Genomic DNA, 21,786 nt, shown 5'->3' on the forward strand with positions numbered 1-21,786 from the left:
GTTTCATTTGCTTTTTGCCTGATTCTTCTTTTACCTGATTCAGAGTCTGATTCCATAGCGCGAATAATCCTGTCTATATCCGTCTGGTGTTCCGAGACAGAGACTGGTATTTCGTCCGTCTTGCTGTATTTGGGTAAAACCCTTTCCACGATATAGTCAAAAACATTAGGTTTTGAAAGCCCCAGTCGTTGAAGAAACTCTCGGGATTGTTCATCGGTAGCAATGGAGCGCTGAATGACAGGAAAGTCAGTTTCTTCAGGTATTGGTAAGAAGGCGTTAGGAGTTGTTCCATCCTCCGACTTAAAGGGAACTGCTTGGCTACCGTCTTCTAAACGAAGTATAGGTTTTGATCTTAGGATACCGATAGGTGCTCTCCAAAGTGCCTCTTGTCCAGATAGATATTGATACAAATTGATAAACCATTTGTCTGGTTGATCACATAAAAAAGAGTCATCAAGTTTTTCGGCGAAACGCCTCGCTGTTACTTCCTCTACATCAAGTTCACTAGTCAAATAGGAATGCAGATCGTGCGCTTTATCCTGAGTTATTTCTCTGGTAAGCCATTTAATTGCTGATGAGGACTCAAATAACTGGCACATCTGTGTCTGGCTCAATAGATTGATGAGGTCGGCACCACGAGCCAGTTTGGCATTCTTGGCAGAAATGAATGAACCATCATCTGCCGGGAGGAGCTCTTCTTCTATTAATACGTTTCGGACCGACTCAACAATTGGGTAAAACATATTACCATCTGGAAAATCATCGGTTCTTATCGGAAGCGTCTCAAGAAAAGACACCGAAAGCAAGCCAAGATCCCTTATTTGAGGCAAGGTGTCCCTGATGAGCCCAGCGGTTTCTTGTATCAAAGTTTTGTTCCATTCATCATCTTTTGGGATATTGTCACGCGCCCGTGTTGTCCTGTAAGGACCTTGGAGGAGAAACCCGAACCTTGTCTCTTTCTCTGTGGGGAAATAAACCACCAATGCCGAATCTTTATTCTCAGTAATAAACTCATTGCCTGTTTTGTCTTTATTCTCCAATCGGAAGCCGACTTCAACGCGCACAGTCTCCGGTTTTTCTGGAACAGTTACCGTGCGTTCAAAAATGAGCCAGTTTTCATCCTCATTCTCTTCATTGTGTTTACCGATAACACGAACTTGTCTCGCAGGTTTCCGCTTCTCCTTCTCTTCCTCGCGCTGATAAGTCCCGCCTATTGAGTTGGTCAGTTTGTACTCAATTTTGTTGATTTTTCGGAGAAACAATAGTGTTCTGGCTCTCATGTTGCGGAGGCAGTTACTTATTTCCTTGCATGCTTTTTTCGGTTCTATTTCCTTCGCATTGAATGGGAATACAAAAAGCGTAGTCCATGAGTTACCTGCCTCTTTGGAAGGAATTGAGTAAGGACGCACATAGTGTTCTATTTTGAAACTTTCACCATCAGAGTGGATTTCCGGAGTTGCTGTGTATGCGTAAACGGACTTAAATCCAATCCCGAATTGACCGATCTGTGTCAGATTTTCAGTTTTGGTTCCTTCCCCGATACCACATATTCCAATTACATCTTGCTCATTGAAAGGGCGTCCGTTATGAGCCACCTCCACCCTGTCATCAAAAAGGTCGAACTGTATGCGAGTGGCACTCACATCCTCTGCGTTCTGGAGAATCTCAAAAACAAAGTGTGTTTGATCTGTATACATTCGATCTGAAAAAGAGGACATGTAGCGGGATGTCTCTTCACCATACTTACGGATATTCTCCTCACGTATCTTTTCGTAATCAATAGGCATTTGCATTTCTTCCTGAAACCTGAATTACTCCATATGCAACCAGACCAGCAACTATATCTGCTTTCTCTGAGGCGGTGTCCAATTCTCGAATTCGTCTTGTGTAGTCCTCATCCGCAGCGGTGACTTGAGACCTACGCATTTTTTGAATCTTTTCGTTGGTTGCTTGGCAGAGTTGTTCTTCCAAAAGAGCAACCCGCGCTCGGTGACTGGTGGACAGACTCTCCCTCCGATACTCAATTAATTCCTGAGTCTTTTGCCGATGCCTGTCTCTGGCAATGCTCCATAATTCGTAGTGATGAGATTCCAAGTCATCCCAATCTGAATCTTCAAACCCGTCCGGAATTGGGTCTGGAGAATCCGTGGCATTTTCCAAGAGGAGGCTAAGATGTTCTGTTACTGCGGTGTTTGAAGTGATGAGTTTAAGCACCAAGTCATCCCTGATGCCGTGAAAGTGCCACGAGTAAATAGCGAATTCGTAACGCCCTGAGGGTATCTCGTCAGATGTTGCTGTCAGATTGGCTATGACACATTGTTTAGTATCAAAGAACATGGCCGCCTGTTTGACCAGTGGGTGTAGGGGCATGATAAAGGCGGCTTCGGGATGTTGCATGGCGCACTCAGACTCAAAGGTGATGACTAAATGCTGACTTCCGCCCTTGAGCCAATTTTCCCATTCACGATAAACAGAAGTATTTTGTCTGGGAAGTTGCTGAAAATCTCTTAAAAGACTGGCACGGGATTCCTGAGCCAGTCGTAGTGTCTTTAGCGGCTTTTCACCCAGAATAAACTCCTGACCCTTGCCACACACTCGCTGTAGGTAGAGATTTATCATCCTGCGGAGTGAGGTAGATGACAGCCAAAAACTTGTTGCATCGGCAATTTCGTTATCCATTCGCTCTTGGGGGAGGTGAATACCAAACAGTTCCGCCTGTTTTTGCTCCAGATCTTCTTGCTCTCGGACAAGCCGGATTTTATTGTCGGTCATCTGCTGAAGTTTTTTCGTGCGTTCCTCTTTGCTCAATTCGTAATTTTCCGCGATGTTTCTAATCTCACGGGTGATTTCCCCAAGTATTTCCTCGCTTCCGCCCAAGGCATTATTGAAGACACCGATGCGAACCAAGCACCGCTCGTAGATATCTGCATCCACTGTTCCCGGAGTTATTAAGTTTATGACGACAACGCTCTCGCTCTTTTGCCCGTTCCTGTCAATACGGCCGATGCGTTGCTCAACCCGCATGGGATTCCAAGGAAGGTCATAGTTCACAATGCAATCGCAAAACTGGTAGTCAAGTCCTTCACAACCAATTTCCGAAAACAACAACAAGTCAAGAGAGTCCTCATCCTCTTTTGGTTTTTCAAAGCGGGCGCGAGAGGCAACTCTATCCTCGTCCGGAGTTCCCCCGTGAATCAACCCGACACGGAAGCCGTCTTGTTTTAGATGATAGAAGAGGTATTTCAAGGTATGCCGGAAGCTGCTGAACAGCATTACCTTGTTGTTCGGAAGGCTTTGCTTGTCACGGATTATTTTGCGTAGAGCTTCTAATTTGGGGTCATCCGACTCCAGAGAGCGAGCAACCTTAAGGAGATTCTGAATTTGGGGCTTGATTGAATCAATGGTCTCATAATCAGGGATATCTGTATTATCCGCTTCTTCCACAGGCAGTTCATCCACATGGCGGTTGAGAATGTCTTCAAGAAAGGGGGCAAGACCAAAGAGGCAACTGGCCGCCTGCCGCCTGATGGTGGACATCATGAATTTCACATTAACCTTATTGTGAATCCGGCTGAATATATCAGCCTGAATTCTTAACAGTTCATCGTGCAGATTCTGCTGGGCCGGAGTAAACGGTACGTCAACCGTCTCGGGCTTTCTGACTGTAAAATTCCCAATGTCACGGCGGCGGGTTCTGTTGATAATTCCGGCAAGGGTGTGGATTCCCTCAGTGTCGGAAATCATCCTCACTCGTTCTTCATGTGTAACCTCATTCTCCAGAAGCTCGGAGCGGATTCTACAAAAATCCGGATTGCGCCTGAGTAGAGCCTGCCCCCAAGATGTGGCCGCCGCCTGATCAAGAGATTTTACCGCCAGACTTTGCCATTCCGGTTTTTGAGACCGCATTACTGAAACTGCCTGATTGATAAACGGGTTTGGTTCTGTCATGTGTTCAAAACTCTCCTGATCTATGATGAGGTCGGGGCGGAGGGTGTTCAAGAGAACAAAAAGATCGTTGTTTCCGAGTTGAATAGGAGTTGCCGTCAAAAAAACAACCGCTTCGGCATAGTCGCAGAAAAACTTCACGGCCTTGTGACTGAATGTATCCTGATTTCTTATATGGTGAGCCTCATCAACAATAATCAGGTCAAAACGCGGTGGCGGGTCAAGGTCCAGCAGACCTTTTTTTCGTTTGCGCTTTCCTTCGGAGTTTGAGCCGTGTAGCAGTGATTCGTCAAACAGGGAGTAGGGGACAATAATCTTCTGATGTTGTTCCGGCCAAACACCGTTAAGGTCCATCTCATTGATGCAGTATCTCAAGTTTGCGCCATTGAGATGGATAAAACGCTCTTCAAAGCGTTTCATCTCACTTTGCCATTTTTTCTCGGTAACCAGCGGTCGTGGACAGACAATAAGCACGGAGCGTATCTCACGCCGAGCCTGAAGTTCCCGCAGGATAAGTCCGGCTTCAATGGTTTTACCTACGCCAACTCCATCGGCAATGAGCAAGCGCGGACGGTCCGAGCGAATAAATCGCAATACCGGTCTGAATTGATATGGTATGAAATCAATACGGGCGGCATTGAGCGAGTAGAGGGTAGACAGTCCCGGGTACTTGATTTGTAGGGCAGTAAGATAAGCATGGAATTGATCACAGGGCAAAGTGTGTTCCCTTTGCTTGGGCTGTTCTTCGGTCTGTATTTGCGATGCGTAAAATGTTTGAGTTGATCCGTCCACAAAAACCTTGAATCTGCGTTCCGGTTTTCCGGGCAATGAAGCAACCACAGCGCCACGGATTGACGGGTTTGATTTGACGAAGACAATTTGTCCGGGTTTGAAATCAATTTCATTTGGCATTTTGAATTCAACTTCTTCCTATAACTCTTGGGCAATAATATAATCTCCATTCCTCACCCTTTCAAAAGACTCTTCCCCTCCGCCGTCTGCGGAACGGGCATTTTCCATCTACCCGCCAACCTCAATAGCGGTTGCGTAAACGGCAATATCCGCCGCGCTCATGCCGAGTCGGCGCGCTGTGTTTTTCCAGCCTTTCAGGGCGGCGGCCACTTCCGTGATAACGGCATCCGCCTTGGACTCCTTCAGCGCGAAACACGGCGCGACCCTGAGGGCAAGTTCAAGGTCGGCTTCCGGCCCTTCCTCCGATATCCAGGTCGTCAGTTCCCGCGCCTTCTCTGTCTGCGGCACCGGATTCAGGTCATAAGCCGGTGATAAACGCCATTTGTTGTTCCGGTCATAGAGAAAGCCGTGGTTGCGCAAGTGGTCATCAAGGTTGCCGACCATCACGTTGAAGACAATGCGCCGCCACAACTCATGCAGGTCTTCCGTCGGCGCGCTTGAATACATCCGTATGCACTCCGCAATGTCAGTATAGGTTGCGGTGTCTCCGTCACCAAGGCCCAGAAGACTCATGGCGGACAGGAAGGGTATGCGCCTTTCGCCGACACGGTCAAACCGTGTAATCAGCGATACGGCCCGACCGGCCACTTTGTGCAACCTCGCCGCAGCGACACGTATGTCGGCTTTGGCGGCCAGCGTCATGGCCAGCACTTCGCCGTGGGTGATACTGCGGTCATCATCGGGTTTCGGGAATTTGGCGATGGCCAGCGTGCCGTTATTGTCCGCAACGGCGGATTTCGGACGCGCGCCGCCGAGCGGCGAACCTTCGTTCAGAAGGAGTTTCAAATCTTCGGCGGTTTCCGTGTCCGTCTGCACCGCGTCGGCGGCATTGAGGAGGGCAGACAGCTGAATCAGCGGCGGCACACGGTAGCGGCCGATGTCGTGGCCAAAGGTGTCTCCGCCCTCCCGCTTGTAGCGCAAGGCTCCGATACGGGTTTGGTCGCTGATACCGAGCAGATAATCAATCTCGGACAGCGCCCGCTCTTTGCCCGCTTTGCGGAAAGCCCGCTCAATCAGGCGCTGCCCCCAGCGGTCAGGCGCCGTGTCACGCAAGGCGCCGGGCAACGCCGACTTGCCCGAAGATGTATGGAAGGGTCGCTTTTCCAGCGGGAGATTTGCCGGATCAAGGGAAAAGGCGCTTTGATAGTCAAGCCATTCGTCCGCATATTCAAAAACCGAACTTTGACTGCCGCGCTTTGCAATATAATGGCACCGGCCAACCAGCCGTATCTCTCCGGTGTGGTCCGTATGAACCTCTATGCCGTCCGTCATGCCCGCATCCTTTTCCTGCGCGGCCGGATTTTCGCGGGCAGGCGGTCTTCCTCAATATCCAGTCCGAGGGTGTCATCGCGCCGGTCAGCCACCATTCCGAGGCCGTCCGCGAGACCGAGGATTGCCAGCACGGTCGCATAGATTCCCATGGAAACCGAGGGGTCGCCCCGTTCCACCTTATACAATGTGCCCCGGCTGATAAACGCCCGTTCCGCCATTGAGACGGTGGAAATGCGGCGCTTCTTGCGGGCAACCGCCATATCCCCGCCCAACTTTGCCAAAGCCCGCCGCGCCGCGCGGGGCATTGTTTCTGTTGCCTGTGATTTCATTATGTCTCATCCTGTAGTCAACAGACTTGTATCTGTTCACTGGATAAGACATTATTGCCATCTGTCCGGGAAGTCAAGGGCAATAAAGGGGGGTGGCGGCAATACCGTCCCCGCCCCTCAACCCTTCAAAAGACTCTTCCCCTCCGCCGTCTGCGGAACGGGCGTTTCCATATACTCAAGAATGGTCGGGTAAATGTCCACCGTTCGCGCCTCGCGCCCGGACACGGGGGTGTTGATTGCCACAGGGACGGTCGTGTGCTCCGTAGCCATTGAGCCGTGAGACGCCATGTGTTCGGGAAACTCAAACCGCGCCCGGAGGTCAAAACCGGGCTTGGCGCTCACCACTATGTCTCCCGCGCGGGACGACTCAAAGATTTGGCACGCCTGAACAAGCGCGTCCGGATATTCGGTTGAAAACGTCAGGGAGAGTTGCTCGTCTTTTGACATTGCCTCCGGCATATTCTCAAAGCCGAAAGGGTCGCCCCCTTTGGTCTCATAGATGATTTTCTCTCCGCGCCGCTCTATGCGCGCCCGCCCCCTTTCGCTTAAAACGGTTACCCCGCCGCCCCCGTCCGCGCTCATCACAATGTCCGTCTCCCGCCTGTCGGCAAGCATTTGCGCCACCTCACCGACCGCCGCCCCGTCCGGGTCTCTGAAATAAATATGCGCCATGGCGTTGCCCGAAACCATCACGGAACAGTCCGCGCCGAAGAAGTTGCGGAATATGTTCGGATACTGAAGAAGCCTGAAGCCGCGCTCCTCAAGAAGCCCCGCCAGATCAAGGTGCGTATGCGTCGCCGTCAGCCCGTGGTCGCTCACAATGGCGACAAGCGTCCGTTCCAGCAGCCCTTTCTCCCTGAGTTTGCCCGCCACCTCGCCCACAATCCCGTCCAATTCCAAATATGCGTCTATCACCTTTTTGTGAAAGGGATGGAGTTTGTGCGACAGCGAATCTATCTGCATAAACACGGAGAAACAGAAATCAGGGATGTCCTCCTCCGGGCGCTCAAAACAGCTCAGCAGTTTGTCCGCCGCCACACGGTCAATGGATTTGCCTCTTTCAAAAAAATGGCTTCGCAGTTTCCAGTAGGCGGAAACCGCGGGCCTCGTGAGATTGTTCTCCGGGGCAAGCCCGCGCGTCATCTCGTTGAAAATACTTGCGCTTGAAGGGAAAATCTCAAACAATGTGGGCGGTGACTCCGCCAAATCCCCGTTCAGAAACGCCGCCTCATAGCACACGTAACTCCTGATGCGCCTGATGTTGAAAGGATTGTCCCACAGTTCCTTGTCCAGCCACCTTATCCCCGGCATGCCGCACTGTCCCGGAAAGACGCCCATCAGATAAGGGGAATAAGCCGGGCCCGTAGTTGACGGAAAGACCGACGCCGCTTTTGTGAACCGTCCCGGCTCCACAATGTGGCGGGCGATGTTTTTCAGCATTCCGCGCTCCAGCAGATGCTCAAACACATCACTCCTCGCTCCGTCCGCGAGCATTACCACGCATCTTTTTTTACTTCCGCTCAATTGAAAAACTCCTCGTATATTTTCCTTATCGCCCGCGTCGTGGAGACATATTTCCGGCGCAGGCCCTTTGCATCTCCCGCCGGTTCAAACTCGCCCGCGAGCCTCTCAAAATCTTCCGGGCCGATTCTGTTTCCGTGATTATGCCTGAATATTCCCTGAAGGTTTGCTATGGTGCCGAGAAAAACATAACCGTCTCTGAGAGTTTTGCCGCCGCGTTTGCCGATGAGTTTTGCCCCGGTCAGGCGGTCAAGAGCTTCAAGCGTGTTGCGAACCCTGAGTTCGGGGCGGCCGCGCCCGTGCTTCAACTGCATTGCCTGAACAAGAAACTCAACATCCACCATCGCGCCCGCGCCGGTTTTGAAATTGAAACTCTCTCCATCCTCAAGGGCCAGTTCCTTTTCCATCCTCTCCCTGATGCGTGCTATCTCCCGGTGGAAATTTTTCTCAAGCGGCTTTTCGTAGACATATCCCTCAATCTCTCTCATAACCTTTGCGCCGAGCCTTTTTCCGCCCGCGCACGGAAACGCCTTTATCAACGCCTGCCTCTCCCACAAGCGCGCCCCGCCGGGGGCCTCGTTGTATTTTTTGAAGGCGTCAAAGGATGTTACCAGTGTGCCGGCGTTTCCGGACGGCCGGAGCGTTGTGTCTATCTCATAGAGGCGCCCGTGCCTGTCCGGCACGGACAGCAGCGCGATGAGCCTTTGCGCAAGCCGTGTGTATTTCTCGGTCTCCGGCCCCTCATGGAGAAGTATTATATCCAGGTCCGATGAGTAGCCCAGCTCCCCGCCTCCCAGTTTGCCCATTCCCAGCACGCACGTCCCGGACGCCGGGGCGCCGACCCTGCCCGCCGCCATTGCGAGCGCAGTCTCAACCAGCACGGCGGCCAGCAGCGACAGATATTTGCCGATGCTTTCAAAGTCGGTTTTTTTCTGAAACTCCGCCACGCACAGTTTCAGGGTCTCTATGTGTTTGAAGTGCCGGAGCGACTCCAGTTTTTCCTCCTCCGACCCGTGGCGCGACACGGTTTTCGCCAGCAACTTCACTATCTCGCTTTTTGACGAAAGTTCGCCGCCGGTTTTGAGCGCCGAGGAACTGATGTAATAAGGGTTGTGTATCAGGAACGAGCCCGCGGGGCTGTCGCAGCCGATGATTTTAATGAATGTGTCCAAAGTTTCGGGCGCGGCGGAGATAAGAGGGTAGAGAGACATCTTCCACTCTTCGTGCGCCATAAGGCGTTTGAGGTTTGAGAGCGCAAAGTCTCCCCCTCCGGCACGCGGCGACTGCTTGAACAGCGCGCGGAGAAGGTTTCTCACCAGCCCGCGCGCGCGCAAGTCCGCCCCCGCCGCCTGGGGGGACTGAAGGTCTGATATGATTTCCAGCGCATCGTCCGGGTTTTTGAAGCCCAGAGACTCAAGACTCCGCACGGCCTGCCGTTTGTCCACATCGCCGCTTGTCAGAAATTCCGTTATCCGTATCGCGTCCTTTTCCCAAGGCTCAATCTCCTCCCGCCGCGCGCTCCGGCGTGTGCCGAACAAATCATCGCATATCGCCTGCGCCGCCCCGGTCGTCCGCTCCAGTTCCTCCTCAAAATCCGCCGCCGTTTCAAAGCCGCACCGCGCGGCGAGGCGCGCGAGTTTTTCCGGATCTTGCGGAACAGAATGGGTCTGCGTCTCCTCCTCAAGCTGTATGTTGTGCTCAACTTTTCTGAGAAACAGGTAACTTGCCGCCAGCCCGTCCGCCGTCTCGCGCGGTATGGTTTTTCTTCTGAGCAGTTTTTTGAGCGCGGGCAGGGTGCCCGGGTCGCGCATGCCGGTGTTTGACCCGTTGAGTATCTGCAGGGTCTGGGTGAAAAACTCAATCTCCCTTATGCCGCCCGCTCCGAGTTTGACGTCTCTCTCCTTTCTTATTCCAAAAAGTTTTCTCTTCATCTCGGCCATGTCTTCAATCAGCCCGTAGTCTCTGCCCGCTTCGTATATGAACGGCTCAAGCGTTTTCAGTATCCTGCGCCCGAGCGCCTTGTCTCCCGCCACGGGTCGCGCTTTCATAAGGGCGACCCTCTCCCACGTTTCGCCCCGGTTCAGGTAGTGGTCAATCGCGCCGTCTGCGGTTGCGGCAATTTCCCCCTTGATTCCGCCGGGGCGGAGGCCGAGGTCAACCCTGTAGAGAAAGCCGTTTTCCGTGGCACGGCTTATCTCGGTGGTGAGGCGCTCCGCCAGATTGAAAAACGCGCCGCCCCCGCCCCCCGTTTCATACACATACACAAGGTCTATGTCCGAACTCAGGTTGAGCTGCCGCCCCGCCAGTTTTCCCATTCCGAGAACGCAAAACTTTCCCGCGCCGCCGACGCCGGTTTCTCCGGAGAGCACGCCGACCGCCGCCTCCACAATTGCCTCGGCAAGGTCTGACAGCGCCGTCATGGTTTGAGTGAAATCCGCCCCGCCTATGTCCTCGCGGATGATGCGCGCGAGCATGCGGTATTTGAACTTCCTCATCATTTCAAAGAAGTCGTCCGTATCACGCGCGCCGTCCGTGGCGCGCGCGAGTTCGGTTTCAATGTCGGCTTTTTTCACCCCTCCGCCCCGCGCCGCAAACGACGCCACTTCGGGGTCTCTTATTGCGGCTCTTGCCAGAAAGCGGCTGTGAGACGAGATTTCAAACAGCGCGCGTTTCTCTTCCGCGCCCGCCGCGCCGTGCGTTTTCTCAAATCTCTCGGCGGTGAGCGCCGCGAAGTCGGGGTCGGGCACAATTTTGTTCATCGGGGCCATCTTACAGAAAGCTTACGGGGTCAATATCGGCGGCGAAACGGGTTTTTGGCGGCATGGCCTTTTCCGCCTCCTCTTTGAGAGCCCTTATGAGAGCCCCCATACCTGCGGCGCTTTCAGAGCGCATTATTATATGCCACCTGAAGCGGTTTTTTATTCTGTATATGGGGCATTCGGAGTGCCCCACGATTTCTACGGGGGGCTTCATGCGCGCCGCCGCGCGGACGGCGACAGAGTGAATGTGCCCGGTTATGAGCCGGACGTTTTTCTCGTCCGTTCCCGAAAATCTCAAAGCCGCAACGCGGGAGAAGGGCGGCCATCCGCTGTTTTTCCTCATCTTTATCTCGGCTTCAAGAAACGCCACCGCATCCTGACCGACCGCATATCTTATGCTCGGGTGGCCGGGGTTTGCGGTTTGTATCAGCGCCTTTCCCGGAGAGCCCGCTCTTCCCGCCCTTCCCGCAACTTGCGTCAATGTCTGAAAGGTAACCTCTCCGCTGCGGAAGTCCGGTATGCCCAGAGACATGTCCGCCGACACCACGCCCACAAAAGTTACGCCCGGCAGGTCGTGTCCCTTGGCCACCATCTGTGTTCCCACAAGCACATCTATGGTTCCTCTTTCCAGCCTTCGGTAAAGTTCAAGCAAGCCGGTCTTGCCGCCCGAGGCGTCTCTGTCCATCCGCGCCACGGTCGCCCCCGGAAGGATTTTTCTCACCTCGTCTTCAACCGCCTGAGTTCCCGTTCCCGTCTGCCGTATCTCCCCGCCGCACAGGCCGCAGCGGTTTTCAAACCTCTCCTCAATGCCGCAGTAATGGCACTTCACCGCGTTCCCCTTCTTGTGGTAGGTGAGGGATATGCTGCAATTCGGGCATGAGACCACGGTGTCGCACCCGTCGCACACAAGCGTTGTGGAAAAACCGCGCCGGTTCAGAAAGACAATCGCCTTGCCGCCGTTTTTGCGGTTTTCAATCAACGCCTCTTTCATCCGGGCGGAGAAAACGGTTTTGCCCTGACGGACAACCTCAACTTCGGGAAGCATGCTCCCCTCAACCCTCAGCGGCATTGATATGTAGCCGAACCTGCCCGCTTTTGCGTTGTGGTAGGTTTCAACCGAGGGAGTGGCGGAGCCCAGAATCACGGGACACCGCATCGTCCGGCCGAGCACAAGGGCAAGGTCGCGCGCGTTGTAGCACGGCTGTTTGTCTTCCTGCTTGTAGCTTTTCTCATGCTCCTCGTCAACCACTATGAGGCCGAGGTTTGAGAACGGCGCGAACACGGCGGACCTTGCGCCGATAACAATTTGCGCCCTGCCGTCCCGTATGCGCCGCCACGAGTCAAACCTTTCGCCTTCGCTCAACAGGCTGTGCATAACGGTAACCGCGTCTCCGAATCTGCTTCTGAACCTTGTAACAAGTTGCGGTGTGAGCGATATCTCCGGCACCATCACGAGCGACTGCACGCCCCTTTTCCCCGCATCCTCAATGGCTCTCAGGTAAACCTCGGTTTTCCCGCTGCCCGTAACGCCGTGAAGCAGAAACGGCGCAAACCGCCCGCCGTCCGCCGCTTTTGTAATTTCATCAAACGCCCTTTTCTGGTCGGCGGTCATGCGCGGGGCGGGTTTGCCGTCCGGTTTTATTTCCGCAAACGGGTCCCGGATTATCTCCTTTTGTTCGGTTTTGACGATGCCTTTTTCTTCAAGCCACTTCAGGTGCGAGACGCCCGAATTTCCGAGCATCTCTCTTATTTCGGAGCGCGCCGCCTTTTCGCGCTCCTCAATAAACCGCACGACCTCGCGCTTGGCGGGCATGGTTGATATCTCGCTCCGTTCGCTCGCGCCCCCGGGCGCGGAGTAAACGGTTTCATAGCGGACCGCCGCCCCGCGCTTCACTTCATATTCAATCTCCACAAGGCCCCTGCGTTCCAGCCCGTAAACTCTGGAAAACCCGCCGTCCTCCACCACTTCAAACAGTTTTTCAAGCGTCATCTCGCCTGTGGCGAGAGCCCGTAATATTGCGCTGTCCGCCCCGGCGGCGCGCCCTTTTTCAAGGGCGTCCCTGCCGTCCGCGGTCAGAGACGCCTTTCTTTTTACCCTCATGCTTCCGAGGCCGGAGGGGTGCGCCGCCTTTATGACCGCGCCCAGAGGGCAGACATAGTAGTTGGAAATCCACTTGAAGAATTCAAGCCGTTTTTCGTCAAAGAGCGGCTCGTCATCAATCACGTCAATGATGTCCCGCAGGCGCAACCCTTCGGGCGGAGGGGGAGAGCCGATGATAAAGCCGATAGTCCGCCGGTTGCCGAGCGGAGCCATCACCCGCTTGCCGACACCCGCGCTTTTCTCAAGCCGCTTCGGAACGGAGTAGTGAAAACTGCCGGGCGCGGAGCCGGGAAGGACTATTTCAACGGAAGGCACGGGAGGGAAATATATCAGAATCTTCAGGTCAGATTAATGTCTTATTATGCCACTATTGCGAGAATTGCCATAATTGCTAGTACTATCAAGACTGTTATTTTCCACGTTATCCCCTGACTGTAATGTTGCTGAGGATTGGAAAATGGCACTGGGGGAAGCCCCGTGTATTCGTGAAATTTGTCTTTGCGGTTATCGCGCCAAGACTTGAGCGCCGCTTCAAAACGCGTTGCATCAGCGCGTTTTTTGAAGGGGCGGGACCTCCATAACATTTCTGGGTTTCCGCCTGCTGTTGACGGAACTTCATCAGCAAAATGTGCATTTATTCTCGCTTCTATGTTTCCGCTGTGACCAATGTAATATCCGTATTCGGTGTCGAGAACATAGACGTAAAATTTGGATCTGCCGAACCGGGCATCTTCCTCTTCAAGTTCTGGCAAATCTTCGGGGTCGTGCCAGCCACTCCGCTTTCTTCTCTGGTGACATCTGAAACACCGTATGTACGAACTTCTGATAAGTCGCCCGCAGTCAATACACAGTCTTACCAAATTTACCTCGCTGAACCGAAATGTTTGAGAGTATCAGATAATCTTTCCTTAACCCCTAACCCTCATATCCCTCATTCCCTTCACAAACCGAACGGCTTCCGCCTTTGTCGGCCTCTCAAAAATCCCGCTGGTGTTGTCTCTTTTGACCGCCTCAATAAGCGCGCCAAACGGGTTTTCCGCTCCCTTGTATCTGTCAGCGAAGGTCGCGCCGTTTTCAAGTTTCAGCACGCCTCTGGGGCAGACCGCCGCGCAGACGCCGCAGCCCACGCACGAGGCGCGGATGATGTTTTCACCCTTCTGCGCGTAGGCGCGCACATCTATGCCCATCTCGCAGTAGGTTGAGCAGTTTCCGCACGACATGCACTGCCCGCCGTTGGTCGTGATTCTGAACTTTGAAAGAAACCTCTGGAAGATTCCCAGAATCGCCGCCATCGGGCAGCCGAACCGGCACCACACCCTTGTTCCCATTATCGGGTAAAACCCCACCCCGATGACACCCGAAAAAACCGCGCCGATGAAAAATCCGTACCACCGGGAAAATGTATGGGATATGCCGCCGAAAACCCAGCCGCCCGTGGCGGAGTTTGCCCACAGCAGCAACGTTGTGACGGTTACAAACACAAGAACCAAATGAACCATCCACCTCTCTATCTTCCACGCCTTTGTGGATTTGTCGGACAACTGCCGCCACGGGTCGCCCATGGTTTCGGCAAGTCCGCCGCACCCGCACACCCACGAGCAATACCACCGCTTGCCGAACTTGTAGGTCAGCAGCGGCGTCGCCACAAAGGTCATCACCGCCCCCCAGAAGATAAAGAAAACGCCGAGCCCGCCGGGGCTGTTCACTATGTATGAAACCGTTCCCGGAAACAGGTAGTCATATTTCAGAGGCCAGAAGTAACTGAAGTAAAACTCCGGCTGGTTGAGCATCCTCAGTATGTGCGGGATTAGAAACGCAAAGCCGAGTTGAAAAAACATTACGGACACGGTGCGTATCTGCTGGTAGCGGTTGTGGCGGTAGCGCATTATCATCCTCACGCCGAATGTGCAGACCGCAAGAGTGTAGAGAAACCCGTAAAGAAACCACTGGTTTGCCGCGCTTCCCGACAGGGCGAGCGCAAGCGGGTCCGTCATCCGTATCGCGCCCTCAAGTGTTGCGGGAAACCAGTAAAGCAGGATGTAAAAACCGGTCATCACAATCCCCGCGAGCCAGCCGAGCCCCCCGCGCGACATCAATCCGCTGAAATACGCGCCGTTGTTCTTAATGCCGGGCGTTGTGTCTTTGTATGAAAGGATGAAGTAAACGGCCGCCGCCGCGCACGGAAGCGCAAATCCGGCAATAAGCCCCGTCCACGTTCCGACCCATCCGGCGGCGGGACCGACGCCGAAAACCTGAACCAGAAACCCCAGCGCGCCCGCGCCCGCAAGCGCAAGGCACACCTTTTCCAATGCGGTCGGGCCGGTGTCGTCCGCCACCGGCGGCTCTTCAAAGCCCAGCGCCTCTTCATCGTAGTCGTAAGAAAGGGTTTTTGCGTCAATCACTTTGCCTGCTCCCTGAAAGCCCCCGATATCTCCTTTTCATAGGTCGCATAAAATTCGGGGTCAAAGTTCGCCTCGCCCAGCCTGTCCAGCACATAGTCAAGCGGGCGTTTTTCTTCAATCCACCGCCCGCACACCTCGTGGCGGTAGCGCAGCCCCATCACGTTGACCCCTATAACCGCCGAATCCGTGTGGACTATCCTGAGCGCGGCGAGCCCGTCCGGCCTTTCCCAGTAGAGGTTTTTCTCCCCCTCAACGTCCATGTTCACGCGCCCGTAGGTCTGATACTCAAGGTCAAGAAACTTTGCCGAATTAAACCACTCCGCAGGCTCGTAAACGGTGGGAACGCCGCACATCGCCTCACCGGCGGCTCCGCCTTGCGCTTTGCCGGTATACCAGACCTGCTGAAGCAGGTTTCTCTCCCCGCCGGTTATGATCTCCGCGCAGTCGCCCGCGGAATAAATGTTTTCCACGCCCGTTTTGAATCCCCGGTCAACAAGGATTCCCCTGCCCGTTTCAACCCCCGCCGGGGCGGCGAGCGCCACATTGGGGCTCACGCCCGCCGTCAGTCCCACAAATCCGCACTCAATCCTGCGGCCGTCTTTGGTTTCAACGCCGCCCACTCTTCCGTTTCCGTCATCAATTATCTCCGAGAGTTCGGTTTCAAGTTGCAACTCTATGCCCTCCTTCTCTATGACCCTGTTAACCATGGCGGATTCCTCGGTCGGCAGAACGCGATTCCAGTATGACCGCTCCCGCACAAGGAAGGTTACATGGACGCCCCGGCTGTGAAGCATCTCGGCGAGTTCAATCCCTATGAGCCCGCCGCCGGTTATAACGGCGCGCCTGAGACCCTTTGAGTTCTCATACAGTTCGCGCAAGTCCATAAGGTCGTAAAGGCCCTGAACGCCTTTCAGTTCCTGTCCGGGCCACCCGAATTTGTTGGGTTTGCTTCCCACGGCGAGCAGCAGTTTGTCGTAACTCACGGGGTCTTTTTTGTGCATAAGGAGGCGGCTGTTTTTTGCGTCAATCTCCGTTACCCAGCCGCGAAGGGTCTCTATGCGTTTCTCGCGCCAGAAGCGGTCTTCGTAGGGCTTGGTGTCCCGGTAACTCATGTGCCCCATGTAGATATACATCAGGGCGGGGCGGGAGTAGTGAAAGTCGGACTCGCCGGAAATTATAACAATGTCCCAGTCGGGTTTGAGTTCTCTTATCCTCAGCGCCGCCGAAACGCCCGTTATGCCGTTTCCGATGATGGCGATCTTCATTGCTTTCTCATCACCACTATGAACTCTTTTGTCATGGTGTTGTCCTGCATTCCTTTGACATTTGCCGGGCTACTCTTGTCTTGGGGAGTGTTATATACATTTAGTTGCTCTTCCGCTTGAATTATCTTATATCTTCCACTTTGCTGAAAAGCAACGGCAATTTGTCTTTGTATGCCTTGAAACCCGTGCCGTGAACACTTGTGAGTCATAGTGCCATTACCCCGACCACAAACGACAAAATCACCCAAAAGGCTATGGTTTTATTGTGCTGCTCTTGTTCATATCGCGTAATATCCCTCTGGTAATCCTCATATTCTTTCATCCACTGCTCTTTTGGCATTGTTTCACTAGATAACCTTATCAGACGTGCGTCTAAAATGCGCCTTGTTTGTGAGCGAACTTTTCTCTCCTCGGACAGGCGCACAATCAATTCCTGTCGGATTTGCAGGAGTGATTTGTTCTGAAAATGGTTTCCTCTACTCTGGAGATTTACCAACACACTCGTTAGTGTGGAGTAGGTAACGAGCCAGATTTCCACGCCCCATACAACAAGCCCGCGAGCGACTTTGTGTTTGTCAAATTCCGACAGTCCGGCTTTTATTTCTCGGAGTTCTTCCTTAACTTCCTCGGTCGTCATCTAACCTCCGCCTCCTTAATTTTGCTCAATGTGTAGTTTTTGACCAGAGCAAGATTGTCCGCAGTAGTGTATTTGTCCAGCAGGATAACTACTGCCATTACTACTCCAATTTCCAACAAGAGCGGCGCGGACAACAAAGCGAAACCGGCAAAGGCCGCGCCACTCAACCCTGCGCCCTTGAGCCACTTTCCCTTGTCAACTTTCTTTCCAGTCTTCACCATATAGGCAACGCTCCCGATAACCACAAGTCCCATAAGCGGGTTTGCCGACACGATACTGGTTATTGCCATTCCACCGAGTATTTGGGACGCTTTCTGTAGGTCATTATTGTCCAGATGGTAAATCACGGCGAATGCTGAAAGCCCCGCCGCAACAACCTCCAGCGCGTCATAAGAGAGTGCGTCATAGACCCACTGCCTTTTGACCCCAAGCATTTTTGACAGGTTATCTGCCAGTTTGTTGTAACTTTCGGGAGACAGGTTTGCAAAGGGTAAGCCCTTCGGGGTTGTTACATCTTTCCACAACCCGCCCGTGTAGCCCTTCATTTGCTCCGCCAAAGAGCACTTGCCCGCGCACATTGCGTCTATCTTGTTCCATGCGCCGCCGAGTGTGTGTCCGCCATCAAAGAGGCGATGGTTGCTCCCACCGATATGGGTTAGGAGATATTCCGAGTCCATTACCTTGTCAAATTTGGTGGCGGTGGACTCGGTTGCTTTGCCAAGCAAGGCAAGCAACTTATCCTGCGAGAGTGTTACCGTGCCCACATTGACACTCCAAGCGTCTGCCCGCATCGGGGCAAACACAAGGGCGCAAGCCAACACTAAAAGAGCAAGACGCTTTACAATTGTCTTGCTCTTAATGTTCATCGCTTCACTATCTCCAAATTTTCCAAGTGGATGCCGCTTTGGACAAACTCACCTACGGGCTTTGAGAGCCGTAAACTTTTTGGCGAACTCCTCAAAGGCTATTTCTTTGCTTTGATGTTCTGCATGAAAGTCTGTTTGTGCACGTCCGTGTATGAGCCCTTGGGGTAGTATTTGTCGTAGAAACCGGTGTCTATGTGCATTGCCTGAAACACAAGCCGCATATACATCGGGTCAACAAACGCGGGGAAACGCCCGTAGCGGTCGTATATGTAATTTGCCACGTCGCGCACGATTTGAATTGTGGTTTCCGTGGGCTGCGGCGCCTGCATAAGGTGCTTGTCCGGCTCGGTGTAGGGAAAGGGCTTGTCGCTCTGCCACGCCGATTCCTTGTGCTCCAGAAATGCGTCAATGGCCGCGTCCATGTTTTTGTAGTAGGGCGGGCAGTATCCTTCAAACACCCCGTCCCGTCCGACCGGTATGGTGTTGGGCGGATTGATGGAGCCCAGTTTGGGCTGCACGAACCTGAAACCGAGACCCTTGAACATGTCGGGCACGGCGCCCAGCGCGAACCTCGGCACAAGTCCGGTAAAAGTCCACCCGGCGAGTCCCAATGCCTGCAGCACAAGGCTCATGTTCTGGCAGATGAACGCCTGCTCAACATTGAGCCCCGTGAGTATCCTCACCTCAAGGTCAAACAGAGACAGTTTCACCTCGCCCTTTATGCGCCCCTTCTTTATCCACTTGTCCAGACCGGCGGGCTTGCCCGTCAGGTCATCCGTTATGGAGAAGCCGTAACTGCTACTGCAGTAAAGAAGAAGCAGGTTCAGATACTCCTCGGTTACGTCCGTAACCGGAATGAAAACCGTGGTTCCGGGTTTGTTGGTGTTCCACTGATTGAAGTCAAACAGCCCCGGCATCTTGTCCGGCAGGTCGGCTCTTTTTTTCTCAAGTCTCACGAGGCTGCCCCTGTAGAGTTCCAGAAGGCGGTCTATCCGTTTCTGTCTTCCCATCTTGAAAAACATGTCCAACTCTCCGGGTTCGGGAAGCATGTGCTTTACATCAACATGGTAGAGGCCCTTGTCATTTGTGAAAAACAACTCCGTGCCGTGGTTGTTGCAGGCGGACGGCCATGTTCTTCCCGTCCACTGGCACAGAAGGTCTATTCCGTTTTCGGGCGGCAGGTCGGCAAGGCAGAGCCCGGTCAGCCCCGTTCCCGACCAGACAAGAAGCGCCTCGTCAACCTCGTCCAGCGGCACGGGCTTGTGGGGCGATTTGAACCCCAGTGTGCTTGTTTCCGGCAATTCCATTCCGAGCCCGAATCTGCGCGAGCGGCGGTTGAATATGGAATCAAACAGCGGGTATTTGAGCGCCTCCTCGTGGCGTTTTGTCAGTTTTGATGTTTTGGGTTTCCTTGCGGCCATTGGTCAGCCCTCCGGTTGTTTGAATGAGGAATGATAATAACACACACAAGCGCGCCGTGCGCTCTTTTTTACAGTCCGGCGTCTTTTATGGCGCGCAGAACTTTTTCAAAAACTCCGCCTCTCGCGGCGACTATTCCCCTGTTTTTCGGAAGCGTCCGCCCCGCGCCGAAATCAAGCGCGTCCCCGTCAAAGTCTGCCACCCTTGCCCCCGCCGCTTCGGCAATGGCCGTTCCCGCCGCGTGGTCCCAGACGCTTTCCCTCCTCCGCCGGTTGGGAACTCTTATGTAAACATCGGCGCGCCCCTCCGCGATGAGCGCGTATTTGCCCTGCCCGTCCATTCTGACCGAGCGCCCCCGCCCTCCGGCGCGCCGCATGATTTCTCCCGTGTCGGCGTATGCCTGCTCTCTTGCGCGCGCGCTTTCGCACAAAACCGGCCCCCTGCCGCTCCCGCCCTGTTTTATCAGAAGGTCCGTCTTTTCTCCGGCGACCGGTTTTTTTCTGACCCCGCCGCCCCTCGCGGCGGACATTATGAAGCCGAGTCCGGGGCAGCCGAGCGCCCCCGCCGCCGCCTCGCCTTCCACTATCAGGGCGACCGCCACGCAGAAGTGCGCGCCGTCAACAAAGCCCGCCGTTCCGTCAATGGGGTCAACCGTCCAGAACCTCCCGCCGCCCCCGCCGCCGCCCCGTCCGAGTGTCTCAACAAAATCGTCCCTGCCCGTGTTTCCAAGCAGTTTCAGCGCCGCGTCCGCCGCTCCCGTGTTTTCGGCCGTCTCCTCGGCGACAACCGCATCTCCCGGAAAATGTTCCTCAATCGCCTTTGTCAGAATAAACTGCGCCGCATAGTCCGCGGCGGTTACGGCTGTTCCGTCGCTCTTTGTGGTTTTCTCCGCAAGCCCGCTTTTCTGAGCCCGCCGCGCAAGCTCAACCGCCCGGGCAACGGCGGGGAGAATGGCGGATATGTCTTTTTCAAAACTCATCTTTTTGCCGTGAGACGCTCAAACGCGAGCATTGCCCACACCGGAACAAACTGTATCCAGACCAGCGCGCCGGATAAAACCCCCTCCGCCGCGGGTCCGTATTTCAGGTAGTAAAGCGGCAGCAACGCCGTCGGCAGCATCAGAGACCACAGCGGCCCGCCTTTTCTCAAAGCCAGAAACGGAATCACCCAGCAGTAATACCAGGGAAACTGCGCGGGAATGACAAGGAAAACAAGGGCGGACACAAACAGGCAACCCCCGGCGGCGTCCCGTTTTTTTGAGAAAAACGCATAGCCCGTTCCCGCCGCGACCGCAAGCGCGGTTACAACCCGCGCCGCAACCTGCCCGTGCCCCGGATGAATTCCCGCCGCCTCAAGCGCGCCCTCGCACAACATCAGGACTATTGCGAAAACAGAACTGTTGTTCTCCCACCCCGCCGCATAGGCGGCAAGCCCGGAGTTATGTTCCTCAAGGGAGGCGAGAAGCGGAAAAGTCAGCGCGGCGGACGCAAGCAAAAACAGCGCGGACATTTTTGCCCTCTCCCGCGCCGTGCGCAAAAGCGGCGCGATTAAAACAGCCGTCCACACCTTTACCGATACCGAAACCGCGAGCAGGGCGGCGCACAGAGATCCGCGCCTTTTTTCTGCCGCCCAGAGCGCGCCCAGAACGAACGGGCTGATGAGCGCCTCCATGTGGCACGAGAAGAAAATTGTGAACACCGCAAGCGGATTCCACCAGTAAATCACCGCGCCCGCTCCGCCGCGCGCGAGCCGGGTCAGAATAAAAAATGCGGCGATGTCCGCTAAGAGAAGAACAGACCGCCACGCAAAAACGCTCCACTCGGACACAATATGCGACAGGGCAAAAAACATTTGGGCGGCGGGCGGATAAATGGTTGTCAGGTGGGGGTGGTTTATGCGCTCCGCCACTCCGCCGGACTGCGCCGCCAGAGTTTTCAGCGCGCCCGCCGCCGCTTCTGCGGGCGCGGCAAGATAAGGGTTCATTCCCCGCGCCGTTACCGCGCCGTCCCACAGGTATCTGAAGTAGTCGTCTTCAAGAACCGGATGAGACAGAAAGCCCGCAACTCTCATCGCAAGCCCTATTGCAAAGACGACCGCGAGGCGGGGCGCCGCGCTCCTCACCGCCCCGAAGTAAAAAACCGCCGAGGCGCAAAGAAGCGCCGTGAGTTTCCCTATGGGCATATCCGCGGTCTGTTCGGGATAGGCCGAAAAACTTTCCGAAAACCCCGCGACAATAAAAAGCGCCGCCGCCGCAGCGGCTCCCAGCGCCGTGCTTGTGTGTTTCATCCGTCCAAGCAG

The 21,786-nt window shown here is 54.5% G+C and carries 15 protein-coding genes; all 15 read right to left on the reverse strand.

Features of this window, described 5'->3' with window-relative positions; all coding sequences use genetic code 11:
- On the reverse strand, positions 1–1,787 hold a 1,787-nt coding region (locus OXF42_03250; protein ID MCY4047111.1), incomplete at its 3' end, for a hypothetical protein.
- Positions 1,777–4,857, reverse strand: coding sequence for a helicase-related protein (locus OXF42_03255; GenBank protein ID MCY4047112.1), 3,081 nt, complete (start codon positions 4,855–4,857; stop codon positions 1,777–1,779). The genes OXF42_03255 and OXF42_03250, both read right to left, overlap by 11 nt.
- A gap of 108 nt (positions 4,858–4,965) precedes the next feature.
- Positions 4,966–6,189, reverse strand: a complete 1,224-nt coding sequence (locus tag OXF42_03260) for a type II toxin-antitoxin system HipA family toxin (GenBank protein MCY4047113.1) — start codon at positions 6,187–6,189, stop codon at positions 4,966–4,968.
- Positions 6,186–6,518 (reverse strand): helix-turn-helix transcriptional regulator, encoded by a 333-nt coding sequence (locus OXF42_03265; GenBank protein ID MCY4047114.1) that lies wholly within the window; start codon positions 6,516–6,518, stop codon positions 6,186–6,188. Before OXF42_03265 ends, OXF42_03260 begins: the two co-directional genes overlap by 4 nt.
- A 117-nt stretch (positions 6,519–6,635) precedes the next feature.
- The gene (locus tag OXF42_03270) at positions 6,636–8,042 is read right to left on the reverse strand and encodes an alkaline phosphatase family protein (protein ID MCY4047115.1); all 1,407 of its coding nucleotides are present in this window, start codon (positions 8,040–8,042) and stop codon (positions 6,636–6,638) included.
- Positions 8,039–10,798 carry a hypothetical protein gene (locus tag OXF42_03275; GenBank protein MCY4047116.1) on the reverse strand — a complete coding sequence of 920 codons (2,760 nt, stop codon included), beginning with the start codon at positions 10,796–10,798 and terminating at the stop codon, positions 8,039–8,041. The genes OXF42_03270 and OXF42_03275 overlap by 4 nt, the downstream gene beginning before the upstream one ends.
- A gap of 10 nt (positions 10,799–10,808) precedes the next feature.
- The gene (priA, locus tag OXF42_03280; GenBank protein ID MCY4047117.1) at positions 10,809–13,214 is read right to left on the reverse strand and encodes a primosomal protein N'; all 2,406 of its coding nucleotides are present in this window, start codon (positions 13,212–13,214) and stop codon (positions 10,809–10,811) included.
- 44 nt (positions 13,215–13,258) lie between these two features.
- Positions 13,259–13,651 carry a GIY-YIG nuclease family protein gene (locus tag OXF42_03285; protein ID MCY4047118.1) on the reverse strand — a complete coding sequence of 131 codons (393 nt, stop codon included), beginning with the start codon at positions 13,649–13,651 and terminating at the stop codon, positions 13,259–13,261.
- A gap of 156 nt (positions 13,652–13,807) precedes the next feature.
- A complete protein-coding gene (locus tag OXF42_03290; GenBank protein MCY4047119.1) occupies positions 13,808–15,301 on the reverse strand; it encodes a 4Fe-4S binding protein in 1,494 nt (497 codons plus the stop codon).
- On the reverse strand, positions 15,298–16,566 hold the full coding sequence (locus OXF42_03295) for an FAD-dependent oxidoreductase (GenBank protein ID MCY4047120.1): 1,269 nt from the start codon (positions 16,564–16,566) through the stop codon (positions 15,298–15,300). Before OXF42_03295 ends, OXF42_03290 begins: the two co-directional genes overlap by 4 nt.
- Positions 16,567–16,771: 205 nt before the next feature.
- Positions 16,772–17,203, reverse strand: a complete 432-nt coding sequence (locus OXF42_03300; protein ID MCY4047121.1) for a hypothetical protein — start codon at positions 17,201–17,203, stop codon at positions 16,772–16,774.
- Positions 17,200–18,069 carry a hypothetical protein gene (locus OXF42_03305; GenBank protein MCY4047122.1) on the reverse strand — a complete coding sequence of 290 codons (870 nt, stop codon included), beginning with the start codon at positions 18,067–18,069 and terminating at the stop codon, positions 17,200–17,202. The genes OXF42_03300 and OXF42_03305 overlap by 4 nt, the downstream gene beginning before the upstream one ends.
- Positions 18,070–18,167: 98 nt before the next feature.
- Positions 18,168–19,490: a hypothetical protein gene (locus tag OXF42_03310; protein MCY4047123.1), complete on the reverse strand. Its 1,323-nt coding sequence runs from the start codon at positions 19,488–19,490 to the stop codon at positions 18,168–18,170.
- Between the two features lie 68 nt (positions 19,491–19,558).
- Entirely contained in the window at positions 19,559–20,467 is a 909-nt protein-coding gene (locus OXF42_03315; protein ID MCY4047124.1) for a hypothetical protein, read from the reverse strand.
- Entirely contained in the window at positions 20,464–21,774 is a 1,311-nt protein-coding gene (locus tag OXF42_03320) for a hypothetical protein (protein MCY4047125.1), read from the reverse strand. Before OXF42_03320 ends, OXF42_03315 begins: the two co-directional genes overlap by 4 nt.
- Between the last annotated feature and the right edge of the window lie 12 nt (positions 21,775–21,786).

Source organism: Candidatus Dadabacteria bacterium, assembly GCA_026708565.1.
Lineage (GTDB): Bacteria > Desulfobacterota_D > UBA1144 > Nemesobacterales > Mycalebacteriaceae > Mycalebacterium.

Coding starts and splice junctions, on each gene's coding strand:
- OXF42_03255 (MCY4047112.1), bottom strand. CDS start 4,857: ATGCCAAATGAAATTGATTTCAAACCCGGACAAATTGTCTTCGTCAAA.
- OXF42_03260 (MCY4047113.1), bottom strand. CDS start 6,189: ATGACGGACGGCATAGAGGTTCATACGGACCACACCGGAGAGATACGG.
- OXF42_03265 (MCY4047114.1), bottom strand. CDS start 6,518: ATGAAATCACAGGCAACAGAAACAATGCCCCGCGCGGCGCGGCGGGCT.
- OXF42_03275 (MCY4047116.1), bottom strand. CDS start 10,798: ATGAACAAAATTGTGCCCGACCCCGACTTCGCGGCGCTCACCGCCGAG.
- OXF42_03295 (MCY4047120.1), bottom strand. CDS start 16,566: ATGAAGATCGCCATCATCGGAAACGGCATAACGGGCGTTTCGGCGGCG.
- OXF42_03300 (MCY4047121.1), bottom strand. CDS start 17,203: ATGACGACCGAGGAAGTTAAGGAAGAACTCCGAGAAATAAAAGCCGGA.
- OXF42_03305 (MCY4047122.1), bottom strand. CDS start 18,069: ATGAACATTAAGAGCAAGACAATTGTAAAGCGTCTTGCTCTTTTAGTG.
- OXF42_03310 (MCY4047123.1), bottom strand. CDS start 19,490: ATGGCCGCAAGGAAACCCAAAACATCAAAACTGACAAAACGCCACGAG.
- OXF42_03315 (MCY4047124.1), bottom strand. CDS start 20,467: ATGAGTTTTGAAAAAGACATATCCGCCATTCTCCCCGCCGTTGCCCGG.
- OXF42_03320 (MCY4047125.1), bottom strand. CDS start 21,774: ATGAAACACACAAGCACGGCGCTGGGAGCCGCTGCGGCGGCGGCGCTT.